Below are 22,076 nucleotides of genomic sequence, written 5' to 3'. Positions count from 1 at the left end.
GCAATCCCGAATCATTCGCGCGCAAGACCCGCTTTTCCTTCTCCCCGTGAAACGGGGAGAAGGTGCCGAAGGCGGATGAGGGGCGCTCTTGCTTAAGCCCATCCCTGATTTTTCCAAGCTCAAGAGAGTCACCAAGCGCTTTCCACGCCACATCCAGGCTATTTCGTTGAGCGAATGTGAACGGCAGCGTACAGTTCCCGGACCACGTAGGAGGGGAACGCTGTGGCGGACGTCACTAAGGCCAGGACTGGCCATCTGATTCGCAAGCTATTCGAAATTCTGATCGCCCAGCCCGACGGCATGAAGGCCGCGGATGCGCTTAAAGCGCTGGAGCAGGCCGTCCAACTGACCGACTACGAGGCCGGCGACTATTCGTCCGGCGGCCGCCGTTTCGAGCGCATCGTCCGCTTCGCGACGGTGTCCTGCGTCAAGGCGGGCTGGCTGATCAAGCACAAGGGTGTCTGGTCGGCCAGCGACGAGGGCAAAGCCGCGTTCGCGTCCATCAAGGATGCGGAAGCGTTCTACCGTCAGGCCGAGAAGCTCTACTGGAAATGGCGCAAGGCACAGCCGGCGGCGCTGGAAGAAGACGAGGCCGAAGAGGCGGCGGAGAAGTCCGCGGTCATCACGCTGGAACAGGCGGAGGAAATGGCCTGGAAGGAGATCGAGGATTTCCTGGCCGAGATGCCGCCTTACGAGTTTCAGGATCTGGTCGCGGAACTGCTGAAGGCTATGGATTACCACGTGGCCTGGGTGGCGCCGTCAGGCAAGGACGGCGGTGTCGATGTCATCGCCTACAACGATCCGTTGGGTACGCGCCCGCCGCGTATCAAAGTACAGGTCAAGCGCAATGCGAACTCGCCCCGTATCGATGTCGTCGGCCTGCGCAGCTTCATGGCGGTGCTGGGTGATGGCGATGTCGGCCTGTTCGTGGCGCTGTCTGGCTTCACCAAGGATGCGGAACTGGAAGCGCGCCAGTCGCACCGCCGCATCACGCTACTCGATACCACCAAGCTGGTGGAGCTGTGGACCACGCACTATGCGAAGCTGGATGATGGTGCGCGACGCCGTTTGCCGTTGAAGCCAGTATGGTTCTTGGTGGGTGAGGACTAAGCATGGCTTTGGTCAAATCAAAGCAGCGTGTTGCCGACCACGGGGAAGTGTTTACTCCGCCGTGGATGGTCGAAGCCATGCTCAACCTGGTGAAGGGCGAAACCGATCGGATCGACAGTCGGTTTCTGGAGCCTGCCTGCGGCAGTGGCAACTTCCTGATTCAAATCCTGCGGCGCAAGCTCGCGGCGGTTGAACTGAAATACGGCAAGTCCGAGTTCGAGAAGCGCCACTTCGCGCTGCACGGGCTGATGTGTATCTACGGGGTGGAACTGCTCCCGGACAACATTGCCGAGTGCCGGGACAACCTGCTCGAAATCTTCGCTGAGTATCTGCGCCTCGATGAGGCCGACGACCTGTACCGGGTGGCGAGCTACGTGCTGTCGCAGAATCTGGTTCACGGCGACGCCTTGACCATGCTCGACAGCAGCAAGCAGCCGATCACTTTTGCCGAATGGGGCTACCTGGGCAAGGGCAAGTTCCAGCGGCGCGACTTCCGTTTCGACGTACTGACGCATTCGTCGGCCTTCAGTGCGGAGGACTCGCTGTTCGCGCACCTGGGTAAGCATGAGATTTTCACACCGACCAAGATTTACCCGGCGATGACCGTCGGCGAACTTGCGGTGGGGGCAGCTACATGAACGAACAAGCCGGATTTACCTTGCGCGGGCGCAATCCCGACGTGCTGACCTGCATTGCGAACCTCTCGAATGACGAGGTATTCACTCCGCCGGAGTTGGCCAACAGAATGCTGGACACGTTGGCCTCAGCTTGGTCTGTCAGGAATAAGGGAGCCAGTATATGGGCCGACCCCAACGTGACGTTTCTGGATCCATGTACGAAGTCAGGTGTTTTCCTAAGAGAGATCACCTCGCGCTTGACGGAAGGATTGAAGGATCAGATTCCTGATCTTCAAGAGCGAGTTGATCACATCCTGAGCAAGCAAGTTTTCGGGATCGGGATCACCAGCCTGACAAGCCTTCTGGCTCGGCGGAGTCTGTATTGCAGTAAACGCGCCAACAGCGAGCACTCAATTGCCAAGTCCTTCCAAGATGAGGGCGGCAACATCTGGTTTCAACGCACTGAGCACCACTGGAAGGCCGGAAAGTGCGGCTATTGTGGTGTCAATGAGAGTGCGTACGGTCGGGGTGATCAATTTGAAACCCATGCGTATGCGTTCATTCACTGCGAGGACGCCAAGGTTCGCACGAATGAAATTTTTGGAGGCAACATGCAGTTCGATGTCATTGTGGGAAACCCCCCTTACCAGTTGGGTTCTGACGGTGGAACGCGCGACATCCCGATCTACCAGCACTTTGTCAATCAGGCCAAGCAACTGCAGCCGCGCTACCTGTCGATGGTCATTCCCGCTCGCTGGATGGCATCAGGCTTGGGTCTGAGCGAGTTCCGGCAGGAAATGCTGAATGATCGCCATATCTGCGAGCTAGTTGACTACCCAGCCGCAGGCGACGTATTCCCTGGAGTCGAAATCAAGGCAGGGGTCTGCTACTTCCTCTGGGACGAGTCCTATAACGGGGACTGCAATGTCACCACGATGCGGGGCGATGAAATCGTCGGGCCGATCAGGCGCAACCTTGGCGAGTTCGATGTCTTCGTCCGCGAGTCGCGCGCCATTTCGATCTTGCACAAGGTGCTGAAGCATAAGGGGGCCTCCATTAACACCCTTTTGGCGCGCGACAAGGAGTTCGGTTGGACCTCCAACTTCGATGGGTTTCATGAGAAGAGGAGGCCAGGGGACATTCCACTTTATTACATTCGCAAGATGAAGCGGGACGTGGGGTACATTGCTCGCAGCAAAGTTGAGAAGAGCGAGCATCTAGTCGACTCATGGAAAGTCATGGTCCCAAAGGCATATAACGGCGGAGATGGAGTCCCGCACCAGATACTTGGTCGGTCATTGATTGCGCCATCCCCTTCCGCGTGTACCCAATCATTTCTATTCTTCTATGTTGATACAGAGCGGAAGGCCAAAAGCCTTCAATCCTATTACGCCACTCGTTTCTTCCGATTTCTCGTGTCTTTGAGGAAGATAACGCAAGACGCAACACACTCCGCCTACACGTGGGTTCCCACCCAAGCGTGGAACCGAACGTGGACGGATGAGGCGCTGTATGAGAAGTATGGGATCACGAAGGAGGAACAAGATTTCATTGAGTCTCAGGTGCGCTTGATGGAGCTGGAAGGGGACGATGAGTAAGCCCGTCGACGAAATCCTCGTGCCAAAACCGGATGCCAGGCCGCGTATTTACGCCTACTCCATTGCCGATGACGCGCACGATGGCCTTCTCAAGGTCGGCCAGACCACGCGCGGCGTGAAGCAGCGTATCGCCGAGCAGACGAGAACTGCCGGCGTGAAGGTCAATATCGAGTTGGACGAGGCTGCGGAACGCGATGATGGTAGTGTCTTCCGCGATCACGAGGTGCGAGCCGCACTCGTCGCGAAAAAGCACGAAAACGTCATTGAAGTTGGCCGTGAATGGATGCGCTGCACCGTCAACGACCTGAAAACTGTCCTGACCGAGCTGCGTACAGGGGTCAAAGTCACGGGTACGCACCACGAACGCTTCCCCATGCGTAAAGAGCAGGAAGAAGCGGTGCGGTTGACGCACGACTACTACCGCTCCCGCTGGAATGAGGACAAGCATGCTGTCCCGCGCTTCCTCTGGAACGCAAAGATGCGCTTCGGTAAGACTTTCACCACCTATCAGCTAGCGAAGGCGATGAGTGCGAAGCGCGTGCTCGTGGTGACGTTCAAGCCTGCCGTCGAAGACGCATGGCAGAGCGACTTGGAGAGCCATATCGATTTTGGCGGCTGGCAGTATCTGTCCAAGTCATCCGGGCGTGACCCGACAGAAATCGACATGAAGAAGCCAGTCGTTTACTTCGGCTCGTTCCAGGACTTGCTAGGCCGCGACAAGGCGACGGGGGCGATCAAGCCCCGGAACGAGTGGCTGCATGAGGTGAACTGGGATTTGGTGGTCTTCGACGAATACCACTTCGGAGCATGGCGGGATACCGCCAAGGAACTGTTCGAGGGCGAAGAAGAATCAGTAGCCAAGGCAGAGGCCAAGCTCGAATACACAACGGGGCTGGACGTTGTGAACGAGGATCTGGAGGTGCTGTCGGAGAAGGAAGCTGATTTCCTGCCGATCACCGCAAGAGCGTACCTGTATCTATCTGGCACGCCGTTTAAGGCACTGGCTACCGGCGAGTTCATCGAAGAACAGATCTTCAATTGGACCTACACCGATGAACAGCGGGTCAAGGAAGAACACGCCATCTATCACGCGGACGAGTGGAACCCCTATGGGGCGCTGCCGCAATTGCGGCTGCTAACCTACAAAATGCCGGACGAACTGCTGGCTATCGCCAGCGCCGGGGAGTTCGACGAGTTCGACCTCAACGAGTTCTTCGCGGCAACCGGCACCGGCAAGACGGCGAAGTTCAAGCACAAGGACGACGTGCAGAAGTGGCTCGACATCATTCGTGGCGCTTACATGCCTAAGGCCGTCGAGCACCTGAAGACCGGTACCAAGCCGCCGTTCCCTTATTCGGACACGCGATTGCTGCCATATTTGCAGCACTCATTCTGGTTCCTGCCGAACGTGGCAGCTTGTCACGCGATGGCGAACCTGCTCGCCGAGAAGCACAACGTCTTCTGGCATGACTACACCGTGATCGCGGCTGCCGGCACGACTGCAGGTATCGGTCTTGAGGCATTGCCGCCCGTGCGCAAGGCTATCGGTAGCGGGTTCGATACCAAGTCGATCACGCTGTCGTGCGGGAAGCTGACGACTGGTGTCACCGTGGCGCAGTGGTCTTCGATTCTCATGTTACGCAACCTGAAGTCGCCGGAAACTTACTTCCAGGCGGCGTTCCGCGTGCAGTCGCCGTGGTCAATCAAGAACCCGAACGGCGACAACCCGAACGAGGAAGAGGTGCTCAAGCCCGCGTGTTTCGTGTTCGACTTCGCGCCCACGCGCGCCCTGCGCCAGTTGTCCGAGTACGGGATCGGGCTGTCGCCCAACGAACCGAACCCGGAGAACGCGGTCAAGGATCTGGTGTCGTTCCTTCCCGTGCTGGCGTATGACGGCGCTAACATGACGCAGATCGATGCCGCCGGCATTCTCGACATAGCGATGGCAGGCACGTCGGCCACATTGCTTGCGCGCAAGTGGGAAAGCGCGCTGTTGGTGAACGTGGACAACGAAACGCTGCGGCGTGTCCTGAGCAATGCGGACGCGCTGGCTGCAGTTGAGCGTATCGAAGGCTGGCGATCGCTGGGCGACAATGTCATCGAAACGATCATCAATAAGAGCGAGAAGATCAAGGCGCTGAAGAAGAAGGCCAAGGAAGGGGAGCTGACGAAGAAGGAAAAGAAGGAGCTCTCCGACGAAGAGAAGGAGTTCAAGAGCAAGCGCAAGCTGGTTCAAGAGAAGCTGATCAAGTTCGCCACGCGCATCCCGGCCTTCATGTATCTGACCGATTTTCGCGAGAACACCCTGAAGGACGTGATTACCAAGATCGAGCCGGAACTGTTCAGGGTGGTGACGGGCTTGACCGTGAAGGACTTCAATCTGCTGGTGAACCTGAGGGTGTTCAACACCGAGCAGATGAATCAGGCTGTCTTTGCATTCCGGCGTTATGAGGATGCTTCACTTCGCTACACAGGCATAGAGAGTCATGAGGGGCTGACTCGCTACGGCCTGTATGACACGGTGGTGGCGAAGGAATGAAACTGTCTTGGGTGCGGTGTGAGCCTTGAGGTGTACGTAACCGTCGACGCCAAAAATTCGCCGCTGCTCTGAGAAAGTTGTGACCGCTTCGCAGTTATCGGTCCATGCAGGAAGGCGTGATTACCGCGACCGTCGGTGGCAATGCATTGATCCTTGCCGGGACACTCGACAGCAGCGCTTCCCTCGAAGCCATCGTGGGTCAGGCGGGCACTACACCGCTGCCGCTGGACGCAACACTCCGCGTGATGACTATCTACGCCGGGCGGAGCCAGGTGGTCATCCGTGCAGAGCCGGGTGCTGTGTGGTTCGACAAGTTTAGGTTGCCGGTATCGCCGGCAGCCTGAGTTTTCGTACAGGCGTTCTTGGCAGGGGTCGTCCTCGTCCCTTGAATCGACCACTAGGCTTCTCAGACGGCTCTTCTCACACTAAAGCCCAACGTTGCCCCTTTTTCGGTCTCTCTTCTCTCATTAAGACCCAACGTCCCCCCCTTTTCGGTCTTTTTTCTCACACAAGTATCCAACGTTGGGCCTTTTTCGGCTTTTCGTCTCTCGCTAAGGTCCAACGCTCCCCCTTTTTCAGTGTTTCTTCTCACACAAACATCCAGCGTTCCCTCTTTTTGATCCAACGCTGGATGTTTTTCGGTATCGCGACACCCTTTTCAGGCCAATCGCACCGCGCAGTGTGAGAACTACTCCATTAGCGGGGCAGGGCGTCGCAACGCAGGCGGGCGGCAGTAGGCTGCCCATGCCGGCCGGACCCGGCCGGTACAACCTGAAAGGACGCAATTACATGACACAGAACCGCATCGCCATGACGTTCCAGCCCGACCGCCTGGAGCGCATCGACGGCTCCCTCACCGCCCTCGAAGCCGACCTCGACCTGCTGATCGCCCTCACCGTCGAAGAACGCTCCGACCTGGTGAAGATGGGCAACAAATCGCGCGCCTTCTGCACCAGCGCACTGTCCGTCGCCGAACAACATGCCGGCCTGATGCCGCGCGACTTCGACTACGACGCCTTCCGCCAGGACCACGCCGCCCTCGAAGCGCTGCGTCCGCGCGCCGCCAGACTCGCGCATCTGATGCAGCGCGTATCCGACACCGAACTCGCCCTCGGCAGCGACCTGATGGCCGCCTCGCTGGAGGTCTATGGCGTCATCAAGGTGGCCGGCAAGGACAAGGGCGTGGACGAAGCCCGCCGCGAACTCTCGGCCCGCTTCGCCCGTCGCCGCGCCACGCCCGAGCCCACCGGCGAAGCCGGCGGCAACAACTAATCCCGCCTACCGGCGTTACCCAAGGCCCCGCACCGCGGGGCCTTTTAGTTTCCAGCTTCGGTCTTCGCCATAATCGGCCATCACTAACGGGGGAGGGGAGTCATGGCGACGTCTAAGAGGCCATTCCGTAGTCCGGCCAGCTACCACGCAGAGAGAATTACGCGCGAAGCCGTAGTCCCTTTCCTAAAGGAGCGTGGACTCGACGTCACGGAAGAAGTCAGGCGTGGGGTAGGGCAAGGCCAGTCCCAGGTTGTTGCCGTGCGACTGCCAGATGGTCAGAACATTCGTGCACGGGTCCGATTGTGCTGGCGCAGAGATGGCGAGCATCCCCGCGAAGAGCTTTACGCTGCGTTCCAGCTTAGGGCCCGCACCCTGGATGGCGACTGGGACAAGACATTGCAGAGTATTGCCGAGCGCGATGCACGTGAGGGTGTCTCTCACACGCTTGCGTTGCAGAGGCAGGGACAGAGCATGGTGTTTGCCGCCCTTATTCCCAGCGATCAGCTCCCTGGAATATGGCAAGGCCAGCGCGAGGTAAGTGATGCGTTGATCGCCCAGGGGTTAATGGGCAGGACCAAGAAGAATCACGCCACGAATGGCGACAGCCCCACACTCTGGTTGCACGACGTCAGGACTGACGATTCAAGCGCAGTGCCAGACGTGCTGTGGCAGTGGCCTGGTGTGATCGACGTGAACTCGTTCGAAGTCGATGAGTCATCCCGTGCGGCGATCAGCGAGGATAGTTGGGACGACTTGCCCGGAGTGGATCACCGTTCGCTTGGAAGCGATGGAGCGCAGAAAAGGAGTGCCTGGCGTTCCTACTATCCGCGAAGCAAGGACGTACGCGTTGAAGTGATCAAGCGTTCCGGAGGCGTCTGTGAGCGCCGCTCATGCGGGGTGGGTCGCCCGTTCCAAGGCTTTCTGGACGTCCACCATATTCTGGGTGCCGAAAAGGGCGATCGTGTATGGAATTGCGTCGCGCTCTGCCCGAATTGTCATCGAGAAGCGCACTACGCCCCTGATGCCGACGCGATCAACACGGAGCTCCTGGCATTCGCGACGCAATTTGAATCGGACCATTTCTGAACAGCAACCCTCGCAAACGCCGCCCACCCTGCCAAGTTTCACGGGTAGCGCACGGGCGCGGGCGATAAGGTTCGGTGTCGCCATCGGAACCTAATGCCTCCCCATGGACAGCGCCTTGATGGCAGGCGGCGCGCACGCCTCCGCGGAACAGCGCGTTCGCCTGTACGAAACCCTCCTGCAGACCACGCCCGACCTGGTCTACATGTGGGACCTGCAACACCGCTTCACCTACGCCAACGCCGCCCTGCTGGCCATGTGGGGCATGACCTGGGACGAAGCCATCGGCAAGACCTGCCTGGAGATCGGCTACGAACCCTGGCACGCCGCCATGCACGACCGCGAAATCGAACAGGTCATCGCCACCCGCCAGCCCGTGCGCGGCGACGTGCCCTTCAACGGCACCAACGGCCGCCGCATCTACGACTACCTGCTGGTCCCGGTGATCGGCCCGGGTGGCGAGGTGGAAGCCGTCGCCGGCACCACCCGTGACGTCACCGAACGCAAGCGGCACGAAGAAGCCCGCCGCAAGAGCGAAGAACGGCTCGCCGCCATGGTCGACGCCACCTCCGACCTGGTCTACCGCACCAACCAGGACTGGAGCGAGGTCGACATCGTCGGCGGCAGCCTGCTGTTCGGACGCCACGGCTCGCTGACCCCGGACTGGCTGGACGTGCTGATCCATCCCGACGATCGCGACCAGGTCGCCGAGGCCATCACCCGCGCACGCGCCACCCAGACCCCCTTCAGCGCCGAACACCGCATCCGCAGCGAAGACGGCACCTGGGCGTGGGTGTCCTCGCGCGCCGTGCCCATCCGCCCCATCGGCGGCGACGTGACCGAATGGTTCGGCGCCGCCACCGACATCACCGCGCGCCGGCAGCACGAAGAACACCAGCACCTGCTGCTCAACGAACTGAACCACCGCGTCAAGAACACCCTGGCCATCGTGCAATCGCTCGCCCTGCAGACGCTGCGCGGCACCGACGACATGGGCCTGGCCTGCGACCGCTTCGAAGCGCGCCTGCACGCACTGGCCCAGGCACACGACGTGCTCACCCGCCAGCAATGGGAACACGCGCCGCTGGGCGACATCGTGCGGACCGCCATTGCCCCGTGCCTGCTGGCCGATCCCGAACGCTTCGACATCGACGGGCCGGAGATGCAACTGGACCCACAACGCGCACTGGCGCTGTCGATGGCACTGCACGAACTGTTCACCAACGCCATGAAGTACGGCGCGCTGTCGACCCGGCCGGGACGCGTGTGCATCCACTGGCGCGCCGACACCGTGCAGGGCCGCCGCACGCTGGTGCTGTCCTGGCAGGAGCGGGACGGGCCACCGGTCACCGCACCCGCGCACCGTGGCTTCGGCTCGCGCCTGATCGAACGCGGCCTGCGCCATGACCTCGGCGGCGACGTCGCCCTCGATTTCGATACCACCGGCGTGAAGTGCCGGATCACCGCCCCCATGCCCGACCCAGGAGTGGCCGCATGACGACGACCGACCCCGCACCGCGTGTGTTCATCGTGGAAGACGAATCCATGCTGGTGATGTTGCTGGAAGACCTGCTGCCCACGCTGGGTTACGACGTGGCCGGCAGCGCCGGATCGGTCGACCAGGCCCTGGCCGATCTTGCCGACGCGCAGATCGACCTGGCGGTGGTGGACGTGAATCTGGCGGGGACGCCATCGTTTCCCGTCGCCGATGCGCTGCGCGAGCGCGGCGTGCCGTTCCTGTTCACCACCGGCTACGGCCAGCAGGGATTGCCCGACCGTTTCGCCGATGCGCACGTGCTGGCCAAACCATTCCGCCGGCAGGACATCGAAGTCGCACTGACGCGCCTGCGTTCACCGGTGTAAGCCACCCACACGCATCCGTCGCCTTCGGCCCGCACACGCGGACCCGCGTGGTCACGCGGTGGTGCGACCGACCTCGCCGTGCACGTAGGAAGCGCCAAGGCGGCGCGACAACGCATGCAGGCGGCGCAGCACGGCCGAGCGCAGATGCATCGGCGCGTGATCGTAGACCTGGGTCCACAGGCCACGCAGGAACGCCTGTGGGTCGCCGATGTCGGCGCCGGAGCGGACCAGACTTTCAGCGTCGTTGAGACGCGCGTCGATACGTTCTTGGCAAAGCATGGATCCATGCTGCGGCGGCGTTTGTGAAGGCATCGTGTGGATGCGATCAACGCGTTCAGCGTGCAGCCGCCTTGCGGCCATAGCGTGACCACACGCTGAAAACAGAAACGCCACGCTCACGATTCATCAACGTTGCCATGCGCACGCTGGCCCCTCGCAAGCGAGGAAGCCGCCATGGATCGCGAGACCCGGGACATCACACGCGTGGCGCCCAATCCGATGGAAGAACAGCGTTGCTCAGACGGCCACGTGATCACGCGGTGACCGGCGCACAGGAGACCGACATGACGAATCGCATCGACATTGACGCACACGGCACGCCCAAGCCGACCGAGCCGGGCACGCCAACACCGCCCGGCCAGCCAACACCACCCGGCCAGCCTACGCCGCCGGGCACGCCGTCCGAACCCGGCAAACCGAGCGCGCCCGGTACGCCGAGCGATCCCTATCGTCCCGAGGATCCCGATAGGCCGCCGATGCCGCGCGATCCGGGCGACCCCGAGGACGTGCCCGTGGAGCCGGACCCGCCACCGGACGCACCCCTGCACATCGACGATCCGCGCGATCCGCGCAGCATCGCCGACTGACTCATGCGCACCACGCCCGACAGGGGGCCGATCCCATAACGACCACGACACCGCACCCATGCCAAGGAGCGCCCATGCGACTTGCCGACTTCATCGAAGCCCATCCGCAACGGATCCTCGACGACGCCGTCGAGTTCGCCATCACGCAGGCGCCGGACGGCGCGCAGTTGAGCGTGAAACGCCTGCGCAACGACATTCCCCTCATCCTGCGCGAGATCGTCGCCGACCTGCGCTCGCCGCAGAGTCCGGCGCAGCAGCGCGCAAAGGCACACGGTCGCGCACCTGCCTCCACCGGGCCGGAGTCGGCGGCCAGCAGCCATGGGCGCAGCCGTGCCGATGATGGCTTCGGCGTCAACCAGATGATTGCCGAGTACCGCGCACTGCGCGCGTCGGTACTGCGCCTGTGGGCGGCGCAGGAAGCGCTGGCTGCCGGCTCCATTGACGACATGATCCGCTTCAACGAAGCGATCGACCAGGCCGTGGCCGAATCGCTGTTGGAGTTCTCGCGCACGGTGGAGTCGTGGCGCAATGTCTTCCTCGGTGCGCTGGGGCACGACCTGCGCGGCCCGCTCACGGCGGTCGTCGGCACGGCGGAATTCCTGGTGGACCGCACGAAGGACACGCCGAATGCACGGCTGGCCGAGCGCATCCTCAGCGGCGGCCTGCAGCTGAGCCGGCTGGTGGACGGGCTGCTGGACTACAGCAAGAGCACGCTGGGCGCGGGCATGACGCTGCAGCGGTCGGCCTGCGACCTGGGCCAGGCGGTCGCCGAGGAGGTGGAGCTGCTGCGCGCCACGCTGCACGATGCGCCCATCAGGCTGCAGGTGGACGGTGACACCTGCGGCCACTTCGACGACGCGCGCCTGCGCGAAGCCGTGCACAACCTGGTGACCAATGCTGCGAAGTACGGCGAAGCGGGCGCGGAGATCGGCGTGACCGTGACGGGCGATGGCGATCATGCGTGCATCGAAGTAAGCAACGCGGGCGACCCGTTGTGCACCGAGGCACTCAATGCCCTGTTCGACCCGCTGCGCCGCGGTTCGAGGGCGGCCAACCAGGGCGAGCACACCAGCCTGGGGCTCGGCTTGTTCATCGTGCGCGAGATCGCCAGCGCGCACGGCGGTGACGTGAGGGCCAAGGTCGACGAGGGCAGGACGGTCTTCGCCATCATGCTGCCACGCGGTGCGGACGTGCCACGCACCCGTCGGCATGCGCGCACGGCTTACGCGTAAGCCATGGCGCACGACGCGCGACGCCAGCGTGACGTGGCGGTGATTCATGTCGTGTTGTGGCCGTGCGCCCGTTTCGCTCACGGCGCGATCACCAACATGACGCGCGTGCACGTGGCTGTCACCTGCGATCCGGAGTATCGGTCTCACTCCGCGTGCGGCATCCACATCGATGTCCGCGAGCGGAATGAAGCGGTGCATGTCGCATCGCTTCATCACTTCAAGAAGAAGGACACAGCAGATGACACGCGATACTTCACAGCGAGATGGAAACCGTGACCCCCTCACAGGCGCACCCGGTTCGCACCCGGTGGGCGTGGGCGTGGGTGGCGTCGCCGGCGGCATGGCGGCCGGGGCCGTGGCGGGTACCGTGTTCGGTCCCATCGGTACGTTGATAGGAGCCGCCGCCGGCACCGTCCTCGGCGCTGCGGCCGGCAAGGGCGTGGCCGAGCGCATCGACCCGACCGGTGAGGAAGCGTACTGGCGCGAGACGTACCGCAGCCGTCCGTACTACACCGAGGAGTACGACTTCCAGCGCGATTACGCAGGCGTCTACCGCGCCGGCGCCGTGGCGCGTGGCGAGTATCCGGAGCAGTCGTGGGAAGACACCGAACGTCGCCTGCAGGCCGACTGGGAGACGCAGAAGGGCGAGTCGCGCCTGGACTGGGCGCGCGCCCGTCCCGCCGCGCAGGATGCGTGGGAGCGCGCCGACCGCACGTACGGCGCCTATGCGCGGACCGACGATACGTTTTCGCAGCAGTTCGATCGGGCGTCGTATCGCCAGGAAGGCGATGCGTATGACGACTATCGGCCGGCTTATCGCTATGGCACCTACGCACGCGGCCTGTACAGCGACCGCGAATGGGACGACAGCCTGGCCGCGGATCTCGAGCGCGGTTGGGGTCGTGCCAGGGGCGGTTCCCGCCTCACGTGGGAGCGCGCCAAACACGCCGTCGCCGACGCGTTCACGCTCGACCGCCAGAAGCCGCACTGACGCGCCGCCGTGTGCGGCACGGCCCACCCTGAAACAGAAGGCCCCGCACTGCGGGGCCTTTTCATGTGCGGTCGAGCAGGCGCACAACGGCGTGATAAAACCCCGTCACCGCACCCGCCGCAGGAGTTTGCATGCCCGTCTACATGATCCTCAGCTGGATCTTCATCATCGCGGGCCTGGTGTGCACGGTGGTTGTGCTGGCGCTCCAGTGGCGCGCATGGCGCCGCTTCCGCCACGTCAGCTTCGGACTGCTGACCATTTCCAGCATCGCCGTTCTCATCAACCAAGTGCTGATGGCCATTCCCTACATGTACACCCTCGACGCCACCGCATTGGCCTCGCTCATGGCACTGGCCGCAATCCCCTTCGCCCACGCCCTGGTGCTGGGCGTGTGGGGAACGTGGTCGCTGTTCCGTGTGTATGGGCGTGTGGTGGAGGAGAACGGTCGGTTGCGTGAAACCCTGGAGGGAGGTGGGAGGGGGGAGGGTTGAGCAAGGGTAGTTGCAGAGCCGGCCACCCGCAGGCGTGATCGCCGACCGCCTTCAGTGCCGACGCCGCGAACGCGGCGCGGCGTTCAACGGCGCAGCCATGAGGTCTGCGTGAGTACGAACCACACGGCGCCGCTGAAGACGCCCAGCGCCCCCAACAGCATTAACCATGTGATCGCCACCCTGCGCGCACGCCACGTGCGACCGGCATCGCTGCTCCGGCGCACGGTGGCGCCATCCTGCGCATGCACGGCGGGTCCGCCCCGTGGAACGGGTCGCGACGGGTCGCCTTCGCGCGGGCTCGCTTGGCCCTGCACGATCGCGCCGTGGATGGCGAGCGACCCCCAGCCGGGAACCAGCGGTTGCGAGCCGTTCGCGCGGATCATGCAGTTGCGCCCTTCCAGCACGACCAGTCCGTAGTTGCGGTCGGCCATCGCCACGTCGCGGCATCCATCGCCATTGAGGTCGCCCACCGCCAGTGCAGGCATCTGTGGGTGGGAGGATTGCTCGACTTCGTACTTGATCTCGACATCCAGCCCACCCATCGGCTTCTGCTGCATGTAGCCAATGGAACTCCACCCGCCGTGGATGACCAGCAGATCATCGCGTCCGTCATCGTTCATGTCGGCGCTGATCAGTTCGTCTGGCACATCGAAGGCAGGCCAGGCGCCGATCTCGACGAAGTTGCCGTCGCGCTCCTGCCTGAAATGCGCATACCTCGCCGACGGCGTGTTGGCTGTGTACGACACGATCGCATCCTTCCGGCCATCGCCATCAAAGTCGCCGAACGCATAGCCCGGGCCCCAAGACAGGGATTCGGCGGGATGCCAGCGCCGCACCGCCCCGAAGCCGGATGCACCCTGGTGCAGTGTCACTTCAAAGCCGCCGCGGTAATAACCGGCGATGATGTCGGTCCAGGAGCTGGTGAGGTCGAGCACCCCGTCGTTGTTGATATCGGCGGCACGCAGCGCGCCCCAGCTCGCACCCGCAGGGCGCACGCGGAAGTCCTGTCGCGGGAAGGCGCCGCTGCCATTGCCGTAATAGACCAGCAGGCCGACCTGGTCGGTGTGACTGGTGCCGCCCTCGCTCCTGCCGCCGCTGAGTGTCACGACATCGAGGCGGCCATCCCGATCCACATCGAGCACCGTGAGGCCGTGGGCCGCCTGTGCGCCCGGCGTCTGGGAGGCGTAGCCGAGGCCGGACCCCAGGCCCGAGGGTGAGCCCAGGAACACCGTGATGCCGGTGAGCGTGCCGACCACCACGTCCTCGAATCCATCGCCATTGAAGTCGCCCGTGTCCAGTCCGCTGCCCGTGCGTCCACCGATTGCGTCGCCCGGGAAGGGATAACCCAGCGGTGCCGCCAGCGTGCCATCCGGCTTCTGCACGAAGAGCCAGACCCGGAAATCCTTGGCCGGCTCGGCGTACGGTCCCGACCAGCTCGAGGTCGTGAGCAGGGCGTCCTGCCGACCATCGCCGGTGATGTCGCCGATCGCCACGTGCCTGACGTAACTGCCGATGCCGTAGATCTTCTGCGGCGCGAATGCGTCCAGGCCGAGCGGTGTGCGGGCCGTCGGTATCGGCGTGACCTTGCGGATGCGTCCATTTCTTGTGTCGGCGATGTACAGGTGGTCCTGTTCATCGATGGCGAGCGCTTCCGGTTCGTACAGCAGCGCGTCGAGCGCGGGACCGCCGTCGCCCTGGAAACCGAAAGGCGCGCCTATCACCATGCCGCCCGAGTCGTTCAGCCTGACCACCGCATCGTCGATGATGCCGTCGGGGTTGATGGTGCGCACCAGGTTGTTTCGCAGTGCGACATAGGCATTGCCACGAGCATCCACGGTAATGCCCGTGGGCGCGTGGATGCGGGAGTTCCGCGCCACCGGGTCGACCCGGAAGGGGCCATTGCCGGCGATCGTCGAGATCGTCCCGTCGAGCGCGATGCGTCGGATCCTGTCGTTGTTGTCGACGACGTAGAGCCGGCCGCTGCGATCGAAGGCCAGCGCCTCAGGGTTGCCGAGGCGCGCCGCGATGGCGGGCCCGCCATCGCCCGTCGAACCGTATTCGCCGATGCCCGCCACCAGTTGAAGGCTGCCCGACGGGCTCACTTTCCAGATCCGCAACTGGTCGATCACGTGGACCTGCCCGGATGGACTTACCGCCAGGCGCGTGGGGAACGACAGGCCAGTGGAGGCGAGGGTGCTGATGACGCCGTTGGGTGCCACTTTGCGGATCCGACCGTTCCCGCCGTCGGCGATGTAAAGGTTGCCCGCTGCATCGACCGCGATGCCACGCACATCGATGGCGGCCGAGGTCGCCGGCTTGCCATCGCCGTCGTACATCTGCTGACCGTTGCCGGCCACCGTGGTGATGATGCCGTTGGTACCGATCCTGCGCACCGTGAACCCATAACGTTCGGCGACGAAGACATTGCCGGAAGGGTCCACCGCAACGGCGACGGGCTCTTGCAGCCGGGCCTGCGTGGCGGGCCCACCGTCACCGTTGCCCGATACCGGGTTGCCGCCGCCGGCGATGGTGGTGATGATGGGTTCGGCGTGCGCGGAGCTCCATAACAGGCATGCCAGGCAGGCGAGCCAACCCCGCAGTAGCGCGACGCGGCGATGCGCGACGCGCGCCGTTGAGGTTCCGTGAGTCTGTCCCATGAGCTGACGCCTCCCTGCCGACAAGGTGATGCTGCATGTGTGCCGGCGCTGCGCCAGCCATGGGCCCCGTCGAAGGCGGCGCCATTCCCCGCGCCCATCATGCCTCACATTGGGACGCGACGCGGGGGGGGCGTCCCCTGTACGCGCTGGACAGCGCGCTGCACCAGGCCTCCATCATACGGATGGAGAGTGCGCCCGGCGCACTCGATACAGGCAGATCGGGCCTGCGGCGCGAGTGGTACCGGACGTAAATACGCTTACTTGTATTCCCGACTTTCCAAGGTGCATTGCCGGGTAGTAGTTTTTCCGGCATGGGGTGTCCCACCGGGGTGGTGGACGCATGGAGTCTGGCCTTCAAGGGCTGGAATGGAGCGGAGTAGATGGAAGCTGGTCGTATGAGTTGGGCTGGGGAAGAGCAGGGATTCGTTTCAAATCCTTTCCGATGTTTCGCGGCTATACGAAACTTCGTACTGTCTAGCGCTGCGCTCGTTGGCTTGTCGGCATCGCTGGCACCTTCAGTGATGGCGCAAGTTGACGATACCCTCATCCCCAGGCTGCCCAACGGAGCGGGTACGACCAATCTTCCGACAGTGCCGGTCCATGGTTTCCGACCCAACCCGCAAACTGTCTACAGGTCGGGAATAGAGTCCCTTGGCACCGCCGGCGGCATCGTCAATGGCAACGAGTTCAGCGGGAACATGGGGCAATTGGAAAGTGGGTCCGACAAGGACTCAAGCGCGCCCCAGGATTGCAAAGAGGAGCAGCCGACAGCGGGTAATCCCGTGGTCATGTCCTCCGGCAACAAGATCGAGCATGAGGTCGATTTTGCGGGATCCGGACTCAGGTTTGAACGCACCTGGAACCAGCACTGGGACGGTATCGGCCTCTTCGGCTATCACTGGCAGACCAACTTCGATTACAAGCTAAGCTTCGGCAGTGGATACGGGTTGAGCCATTGCTATCCCATTCCGAGCAATGCCGAATGCCAGGTGGGCCACACCTACTCCACGATCTGGGCGCATCGACCAGATGGGCGGAAAGTTCGTTACATCAAGGCAACTGACGGCATCTACTACGAAGAGAAGGCGAGTCCGGTTTCCAGGATCGCGCGGCAGGCCAATGGGACCTGGATGCTGTACGGGGAAGCAGGAACCCTCGAGCGTTACAGAGCGGGTGGGCTGCCCTTGGAGGTCAAGGATGAACAAGGAATAGGGTGGACGTTCACGTATGGAGGGATGCAGGGAACGCAGCTCCAGCGGGTTACCCATACCTCCACGCGATTCATACAGTTCGTGTGGACGGGCGATGAGCTCCGGCAGATCAATGATCCGGTGGGCAACGCGTATCGATACACCTACAGCCATCAGAAGGTCTACGATGGCTTGCATCTTCTGGCCACGGTGACGCTGCCGGGTACCCCTTCGACAGTCATTACCTATCATTACGAGAAGCCTGAATTCTTCGCTCTCACGGGCAAGTCGTACAACGACGTTCGCTACTCCACCTTCGCGTATGACGCGGAACGCCGCGCCACTCTCAGTGAGCATGCAGGTGGCGTTGATCGCCACACCTTTGCGTATACAAGTGGATTCCAGAACGGCAAGCAGACGATGTCGGTCTTGCATACGAACCCGCTCGGCAAGCAATCGACGCAGGCATTCTTCGACCGGAAGCTGACAACGGTCACGGGCCACGCTTCGAACAACTGTCCATCGAGCGCCAGAAGCATCACCTACGATGCCAATGGCTACAAGGACAAGGTCTACGATAACGAGGGTGGTGTAACCGACTACGATTACAATGCCAAAGGTCAGTTACTCAAGAAAATCGTCGCCGCCGGGACCCCTGAGGCCCGGGCAACCAGCTACGTATGGGACCCTGCTGAGAACCGGCTCTTGAGGGAGACGGTGCATAACCAGGCCGGTACGCAAGAGTTGTACCAGATCACTTATGGCTACAACGCGCGCAAGCGACTGGAAACGACGACGGTCAGGAACCTGTCCAGCGCCGTGCCGGCCAGCCTGAATCAAACCAGGATCACCTACTACACCTATACCGAGCATGCCAGTGGCATGGTTGCCACCATGACCGTTGACGGGCCGCTGTATGGAAATGCCGATGCTGTTACTTATAGCTACAGCACGAAAGGTGATCTCGTTGGCGTGGGGTCGGCGCTCGGCAATGTGGTGTATGACAACTACAACGAACTCGGTCAGCCCGGGCGGATCACCGGCATCAATGGCGATGTTACCGAGTATGTCTATGATGCGCGGGGAAGGATCACGGCTCAGAAGCGCATCGTAGGCGGTGCTATCCACACAACGACGTACGCCTATGACGGGATGGGGCGTCTCGTCCTTGTCACGACGCCTGATGCACATGCACGTCACATGCGATATGACACGGCCGGGCGCTTGCTGTCGACGCATGAGGCAACACCAGGCGGCGCCTACCAACAGATGCGGTATATCTACAACAATGCGTCGCTGCCAACGCTTGTTGAAGCCGAGCGTCTGACGAACGCACCTGTCGATCCTGTTGCAGGCGTCCAGTACATCGGACAGACGATCTCTCCCCTTTATGTAGGTCAGTCCTACACCATCAATATCCAGTTGAAGAACACCGGCACTACTGCATGGTCGACGGCTGATGGTTATAAGCTTGTTTCCACAAGCCAGAATTTCAGCAGTGCCTTCGGCATCAGCGTGGTTGGTGTGCCCGGTACCGTACTCCCGGGGCAGACCGCAACCTTCAGCATCCAAGGCACAGCGCCCGGATATGGCACTTATACATCTCAGTGGCAGATGACCCATGCCGGGGTCGCCTTCGGTCCCATGACGCCAAGCACGACACTTGACGTCGTCTACGCCTCCAATCCGCCAACAGATCCTTGTCCTCCAGCGGTTCCGGACTGCATACCGCAGTTTGGTCCACTTGCGCGGAAAAGCGGGATGGCGGGCGTTACCCTTTCTTCTGCGCAGGCACTCCAGGCACTGCCTGCCGGCGTTTCGTACCGTGCGTACACCGATTACGACGAGCTTGGCCGTGTCATTGCACGCCGAGGCAATAACGGGCAGCGCCAGGATTATGGGTACGACAGGGATGATCGCCTGTTTCTCAGTATCGACTCGCTAGGGCGCGAGACACGCATGGAGTACGACAAGCTCGGTCGCCTGACCAAGCAGATTGATGCCGCCGGAGGCGTATCGGAGTTCAAGTACGACCTGGGCGATCGGCTCATATGGGTCAAGGACCCCAAGGGAAACATTACGACGTATCTGTATGATGGATTCGGTCAATTGTGGTCGCTGACCAGTCCGGATACCGGCACGACGACCTATCAGTACAACGCTTTCGGCCAGATGACGCACCAAGTGCGAAATGATGGCAGTGCCCTTACTTACAACTACGATACGTTGGGTCGACTCACCTGGTATGGAACCCCGACAGAGGGAAGGGGATTCGGGTACGACTGGTGTAGCAACGGGAAAGGTCGACTGTGCAATGCCGACCATAGCGGCGGGACACGGCACTATGGATACAGCGAAGACGGCAAGATCACCGTAACGCGCGATTGGACGCCGACAAGCGATGAGTGGACGCATTACACGTATGATGCGGTTGGCCGGCTGGCGGGCATGACCTACCCGAGCGGGGTTTCGGTGGGGTACGGATACAGTCAAGGCAGGCTGACCGTCATGCAGGCCGTCATCAATGGCGTGACCCATAACGTTGCGACGGGAATGCAGTATCAGCCTTCCGGTCCCATCGGCCAGTTTACATACGGCAACGGCGTCATCAAGGAAAGAAGCTATGACCTTGACGGCAGAATGACCATCACACATGACCACGGGTGGGTGGGTCATACGCAGACTTACAACGTCAACGACGAGATCACTTCGATCCAGAACTGGTCAAGGCCGGAGTACAACGAAGCCTTTGCCTACGATGCACTGTCTCGGCTGACGGGCGTTACCGCGCCTGCTGGAAATCAGAGCTTTTCCTATGACGCCAACGGCAATCGCTCGTTCCACAGCTGGTGGGTGCCAGGGCTGAGTGCGACCGCCAATACGACCTATCAGGTTGATGCGTCCAGCAATCGACTGGCAAGCGAGGACATTGTCTATGCGTATGACGGTAGAGGTAACCGATCCAGTCAGTCGTGGGGAGGTTCAACGACCACTTACGGTTACGACGGTTTCAATCGGCTGATTACTGCGTCACGCAGTGCTGCCGTCGGCTACTTCAGTGGAGGAAATCGGGCGTACCAGAGTTATGCCGCAGGTACCACGACGTATCAGTTCAATGCGCTGGACCAGCGCATCGGCAAAAGTGGGCCGTCGGGGAGCAGTCGATTCGTGTATGCAGCCCAGAATACGCTGCTGACCGAGTATACGGATGGCGTATGGAGCAGCTACCTGTGGCTGGGCAATGAACCCATCGCCATGGTGCGCAACAACCAGTTGTTCTTCCTTCACAACGATCATTTGGGGCGTCCAGAGGTCGTGACCGATAGCAGCAACACCATGCGTTGGGCGGCGGCCAACTACGCGTTTGACCGCGCGGTGGTGTTCAATAACTTGGGTGCCTTGAATCTCGGATTTCCAGGGCAGTACTTCGATGCGGAAACGGGTTTTTGGTACAACGGGTTCCGTGATTACGATAGCCGGGTGGGTAGATATCTGCAGTCTGATCCGATTGGGTTGGCTGGTGGGTTGAACACTTACGGCTATGTGGGTGGGAATCCGATAAGTTTCATTGATCCTCTGGGATTGCGTGCGCTGACTGACTGTGAACGTCAGTTTCTTTCCAATTATTTTGATCCGAAGATTCTTGATAAGATTGACATTCGAGAAGGTCAGGCGACTGGCCATAGCTTCGGTGACTTCATATGGAACGTCACAGACATCGTTAGTCCAAGCACGGTTGCCCAGACTCATGGGTACAATGTCTATGTGGAAAGGGATGTTCCAAATGGAATAGATCCCGCGATAAATCCAAACTATGGCGTGGGATTGATAGCGCATGAGCTCGTTCATACGCTGCAGTATTTGAACCTCAAGCCTCTGTTTTTTTATGCGGACTATGCGCTTGGTTCCTTGAATGGCTACGCAAACCACAATATGGAAATTCCTGCTGCTGAAATGGGTCGGCGAGCTAATTCTGATCTGAAAGAGAAGGGCTTGGGTTGCGGATGCCCATGAAGATTCTGATGCCTTTACTTCTTGCCTTTCTGGCTTCCGGCTGCACTGCCGAGAAGCCTCTTTCACTTCGTGATCTGGAGCGATTGGAGGATAAGGAGGCGAAGGCGGAGTTCACCCGCCTTCCTATTGATGTACAGATCGATATCGTTTCGTGGGAGCTGAAGAATCGTAGGCCTGCTTCTTCTAGGTTTGACTATCTTCTTGCCAGTAACGGACAGCGCGCCAGGTTGCCGCTTCTAGAGGAGGCTGGTAGTACAGACTCGCTAGACGTGAACGTCACAATGCTCATGGCGTACTCCAGTATCGCTGATAAAGAGCCAAGCTATGACCGCGAGGTTGCTCTGGGCTTGAAGCGTTGCAGGGATTTGGCGCGAGGGAGAACTAGCGAGTGCTTTCGACTTGAAAGAGAGCTTGGGGGGACTCAGGTGGATATCCTCTCGCGCGCCAAGAAACGTTAGCCGGGCCTTACCCACCCTCCCGGCTTCCCAACGGCTTACCGCCCCCCACCCCGACACCCCACATTGACCCGCCCCCACCCCAACCCCTAAAATTC

Annotated in this window: 18 protein-coding genes and 1 pseudogene; 17 read left to right on the top strand and 2 right to left on the bottom strand. The window is 61.4% G+C overall.

The annotated features are described in order from the left end of the window. The first annotated feature begins 222 nt into the window (after positions 1-222). The 10 genes and pseudogenes from FB548_RS08780 to FB548_RS08740 all read left to right on the top strand — a co-directional run bounded on the left by FB548_RS08780 (position 223) and on the right by FB548_RS08740 (position 10,082). Entirely contained in the window at positions 223-1,110 is an 888-nt protein-coding gene (locus FB548_RS08780; protein ID WP_142124395.1) for a restriction endonuclease, read from the top strand. A 2-nt stretch (positions 1,111-1,112) separates the two neighbouring features. Further along, the gene (locus tag FB548_RS08775) at positions 1,113-1,748 is read left to right on the top strand and encodes an N-6 DNA methylase (protein WP_142124394.1); all 636 of its coding nucleotides are present in this window, start codon (positions 1,113-1,115) and stop codon (positions 1,746-1,748) included. Beyond that, the gene (locus tag FB548_RS08770) at positions 1,745-3,325 is read left to right on the top strand and encodes an Eco57I restriction-modification methylase domain-containing protein (protein ID WP_142124393.1); all 1,581 of its coding nucleotides are present in this window, start codon (positions 1,745-1,747) and stop codon (positions 3,323-3,325) included. Before FB548_RS08775 ends, FB548_RS08770 begins: the two co-directional genes overlap by 4 nt. Next, a complete protein-coding gene (locus tag FB548_RS08765) occupies positions 3,318-5,864 on the top strand; it encodes a GIY-YIG nuclease family protein (protein ID WP_142124392.1) in 2,547 nt (848 codons plus the stop codon). The genes FB548_RS08770 and FB548_RS08765 overlap by 8 nt, the downstream gene beginning before the upstream one ends. Before the next feature lie 116 nt (positions 5,865-5,980). Continuing rightward, complete coding sequence (locus FB548_RS08760; protein ID WP_142124391.1) at positions 5,981-6,208, top strand: hypothetical protein; 228 nt, start codon at positions 5,981-5,983, stop codon at positions 6,206-6,208. 445 nt (positions 6,209-6,653) lie between these two features. Next, complete coding sequence (locus FB548_RS08755; protein ID WP_142124390.1) at positions 6,654-7,136, top strand: hypothetical protein; 483 nt, start codon at positions 6,654-6,656, stop codon at positions 7,134-7,136. 258 nt (positions 7,137-7,394) lie between these two features. Next, on the top strand, positions 7,395-8,222 hold the full coding sequence (locus tag FB548_RS08750; RefSeq protein WP_221625925.1) for an HNH endonuclease signature motif containing protein: 828 nt from the start codon (positions 7,395-7,397) through the stop codon (positions 8,220-8,222). 118 nt (positions 8,223-8,340) lie between these two features. Continuing rightward, positions 8,341-8,736: pseudogene (locus FB548_RS18975) on the top strand (PAS domain-containing protein); the annotation flags it as partial. A gap of 36 nt (positions 8,737-8,772) precedes the next feature. Then, entirely contained in the window at positions 8,773-9,717 is a 945-nt protein-coding gene (locus tag FB548_RS08745; protein WP_255470488.1) for an HWE histidine kinase domain-containing protein, read from the top strand. Next, entirely contained in the window at positions 9,714-10,082 is a 369-nt protein-coding gene (locus tag FB548_RS08740) for a response regulator (RefSeq protein ID WP_142124388.1), read from the top strand. Before FB548_RS08745 ends, FB548_RS08740 begins: the two co-directional genes overlap by 4 nt. A 51-nt stretch (positions 10,083-10,133) precedes the next feature. Here the strand turns inward: FB548_RS08740 and FB548_RS08735 are convergent, their stop codons facing one another. After that, positions 10,134-10,361 carry a hypothetical protein gene (locus FB548_RS08735; RefSeq protein WP_142124387.1) on the bottom strand — a complete coding sequence of 76 codons (228 nt, stop codon included), beginning with the start codon at positions 10,359-10,361 and terminating at the stop codon, positions 10,134-10,136. Between the two features lie 284 nt (positions 10,362-10,645). Here FB548_RS08735 and FB548_RS08730 point away from each other — a divergent pair, with 284 nt between their 5' ends. The 5 genes from FB548_RS08730 to FB548_RS08715 all read left to right on the top strand — a co-directional run bounded on the left by FB548_RS08730 (position 10,646) and on the right by FB548_RS08715 (position 13,662). Continuing rightward, positions 10,646-10,948: a hypothetical protein gene (locus tag FB548_RS08730; protein ID WP_142124386.1), complete on the top strand. Its 303-nt coding sequence runs from the start codon at positions 10,646-10,648 to the stop codon at positions 10,946-10,948. A 74-nt stretch (positions 10,949-11,022) separates the two neighbouring features. Further along, positions 11,023-12,180: a sensor histidine kinase gene (locus tag FB548_RS08725; protein ID WP_142124385.1), complete on the top strand. Its 1,158-nt coding sequence runs from the start codon at positions 11,023-11,025 to the stop codon at positions 12,178-12,180. Positions 12,181-12,183: 3 nt separating this feature from the next. Continuing rightward, on the top strand, positions 12,184-12,456 hold the full coding sequence (locus FB548_RS18765; protein ID WP_185742044.1) for a hypothetical protein: 273 nt from the start codon (positions 12,184-12,186) through the stop codon (positions 12,454-12,456). Continuing rightward, complete coding sequence (locus FB548_RS08720; RefSeq protein ID WP_142124384.1) at positions 12,419-13,171, top strand: hypothetical protein; 753 nt, start codon at positions 12,419-12,421, stop codon at positions 13,169-13,171. Before FB548_RS18765 ends, FB548_RS08720 begins: the two co-directional genes overlap by 38 nt. Before the next feature lie 131 nt (positions 13,172-13,302). Beyond that, positions 13,303-13,662 carry a hypothetical protein gene (locus FB548_RS08715; RefSeq protein WP_142124383.1) on the top strand — a complete coding sequence of 120 codons (360 nt, stop codon included), beginning with the start codon at positions 13,303-13,305 and terminating at the stop codon, positions 13,660-13,662. An 83-nt stretch (positions 13,663-13,745) separates the two neighbouring features. On the opposite strand, the gene FB548_RS08710 is transcribed toward FB548_RS08715, so the two are convergent. After that, positions 13,746-16,319, bottom strand: a complete 2,574-nt coding sequence (locus tag FB548_RS08710; RefSeq protein ID WP_142124382.1) for an FG-GAP-like repeat-containing protein — start codon at positions 16,317-16,319, stop codon at positions 13,746-13,748. 521 nt (positions 16,320-16,840) lie between these two features. Here FB548_RS08710 and FB548_RS08705 point away from each other — a divergent pair. Both FB548_RS08705 and FB548_RS08700 read left to right on the top strand, forming a co-directional pair. Beyond that, the gene (locus FB548_RS08705) at positions 16,841-21,523 is read left to right on the top strand and encodes an RHS repeat-associated core domain-containing protein (RefSeq protein ID WP_185742043.1); all 4,683 of its coding nucleotides are present in this window, start codon (positions 16,841-16,843) and stop codon (positions 21,521-21,523) included. Further along, a complete protein-coding gene (locus tag FB548_RS08700; protein WP_142124380.1) occupies positions 21,520-21,981 on the top strand; it encodes a hypothetical protein in 462 nt (153 codons plus the stop codon). Before FB548_RS08705 ends, FB548_RS08700 begins: the two co-directional genes overlap by 4 nt. The last annotated feature ends 95 nt before the right edge of the window (positions 21,982-22,076 follow it).

The sequence above is a fragment of the Pseudoxanthomonas sp. 3HH-4 genome (genome assembly GCF_006716465.1).
Taxonomy (GTDB): Bacteria; Pseudomonadota; Gammaproteobacteria; order Xanthomonadales; family Xanthomonadaceae; genus Pseudoxanthomonas_A.
The sequence above is the reverse complement of the archived record's forward strand: the minus strand, read 5'-3'. Positions and strand labels throughout refer to the sequence as shown.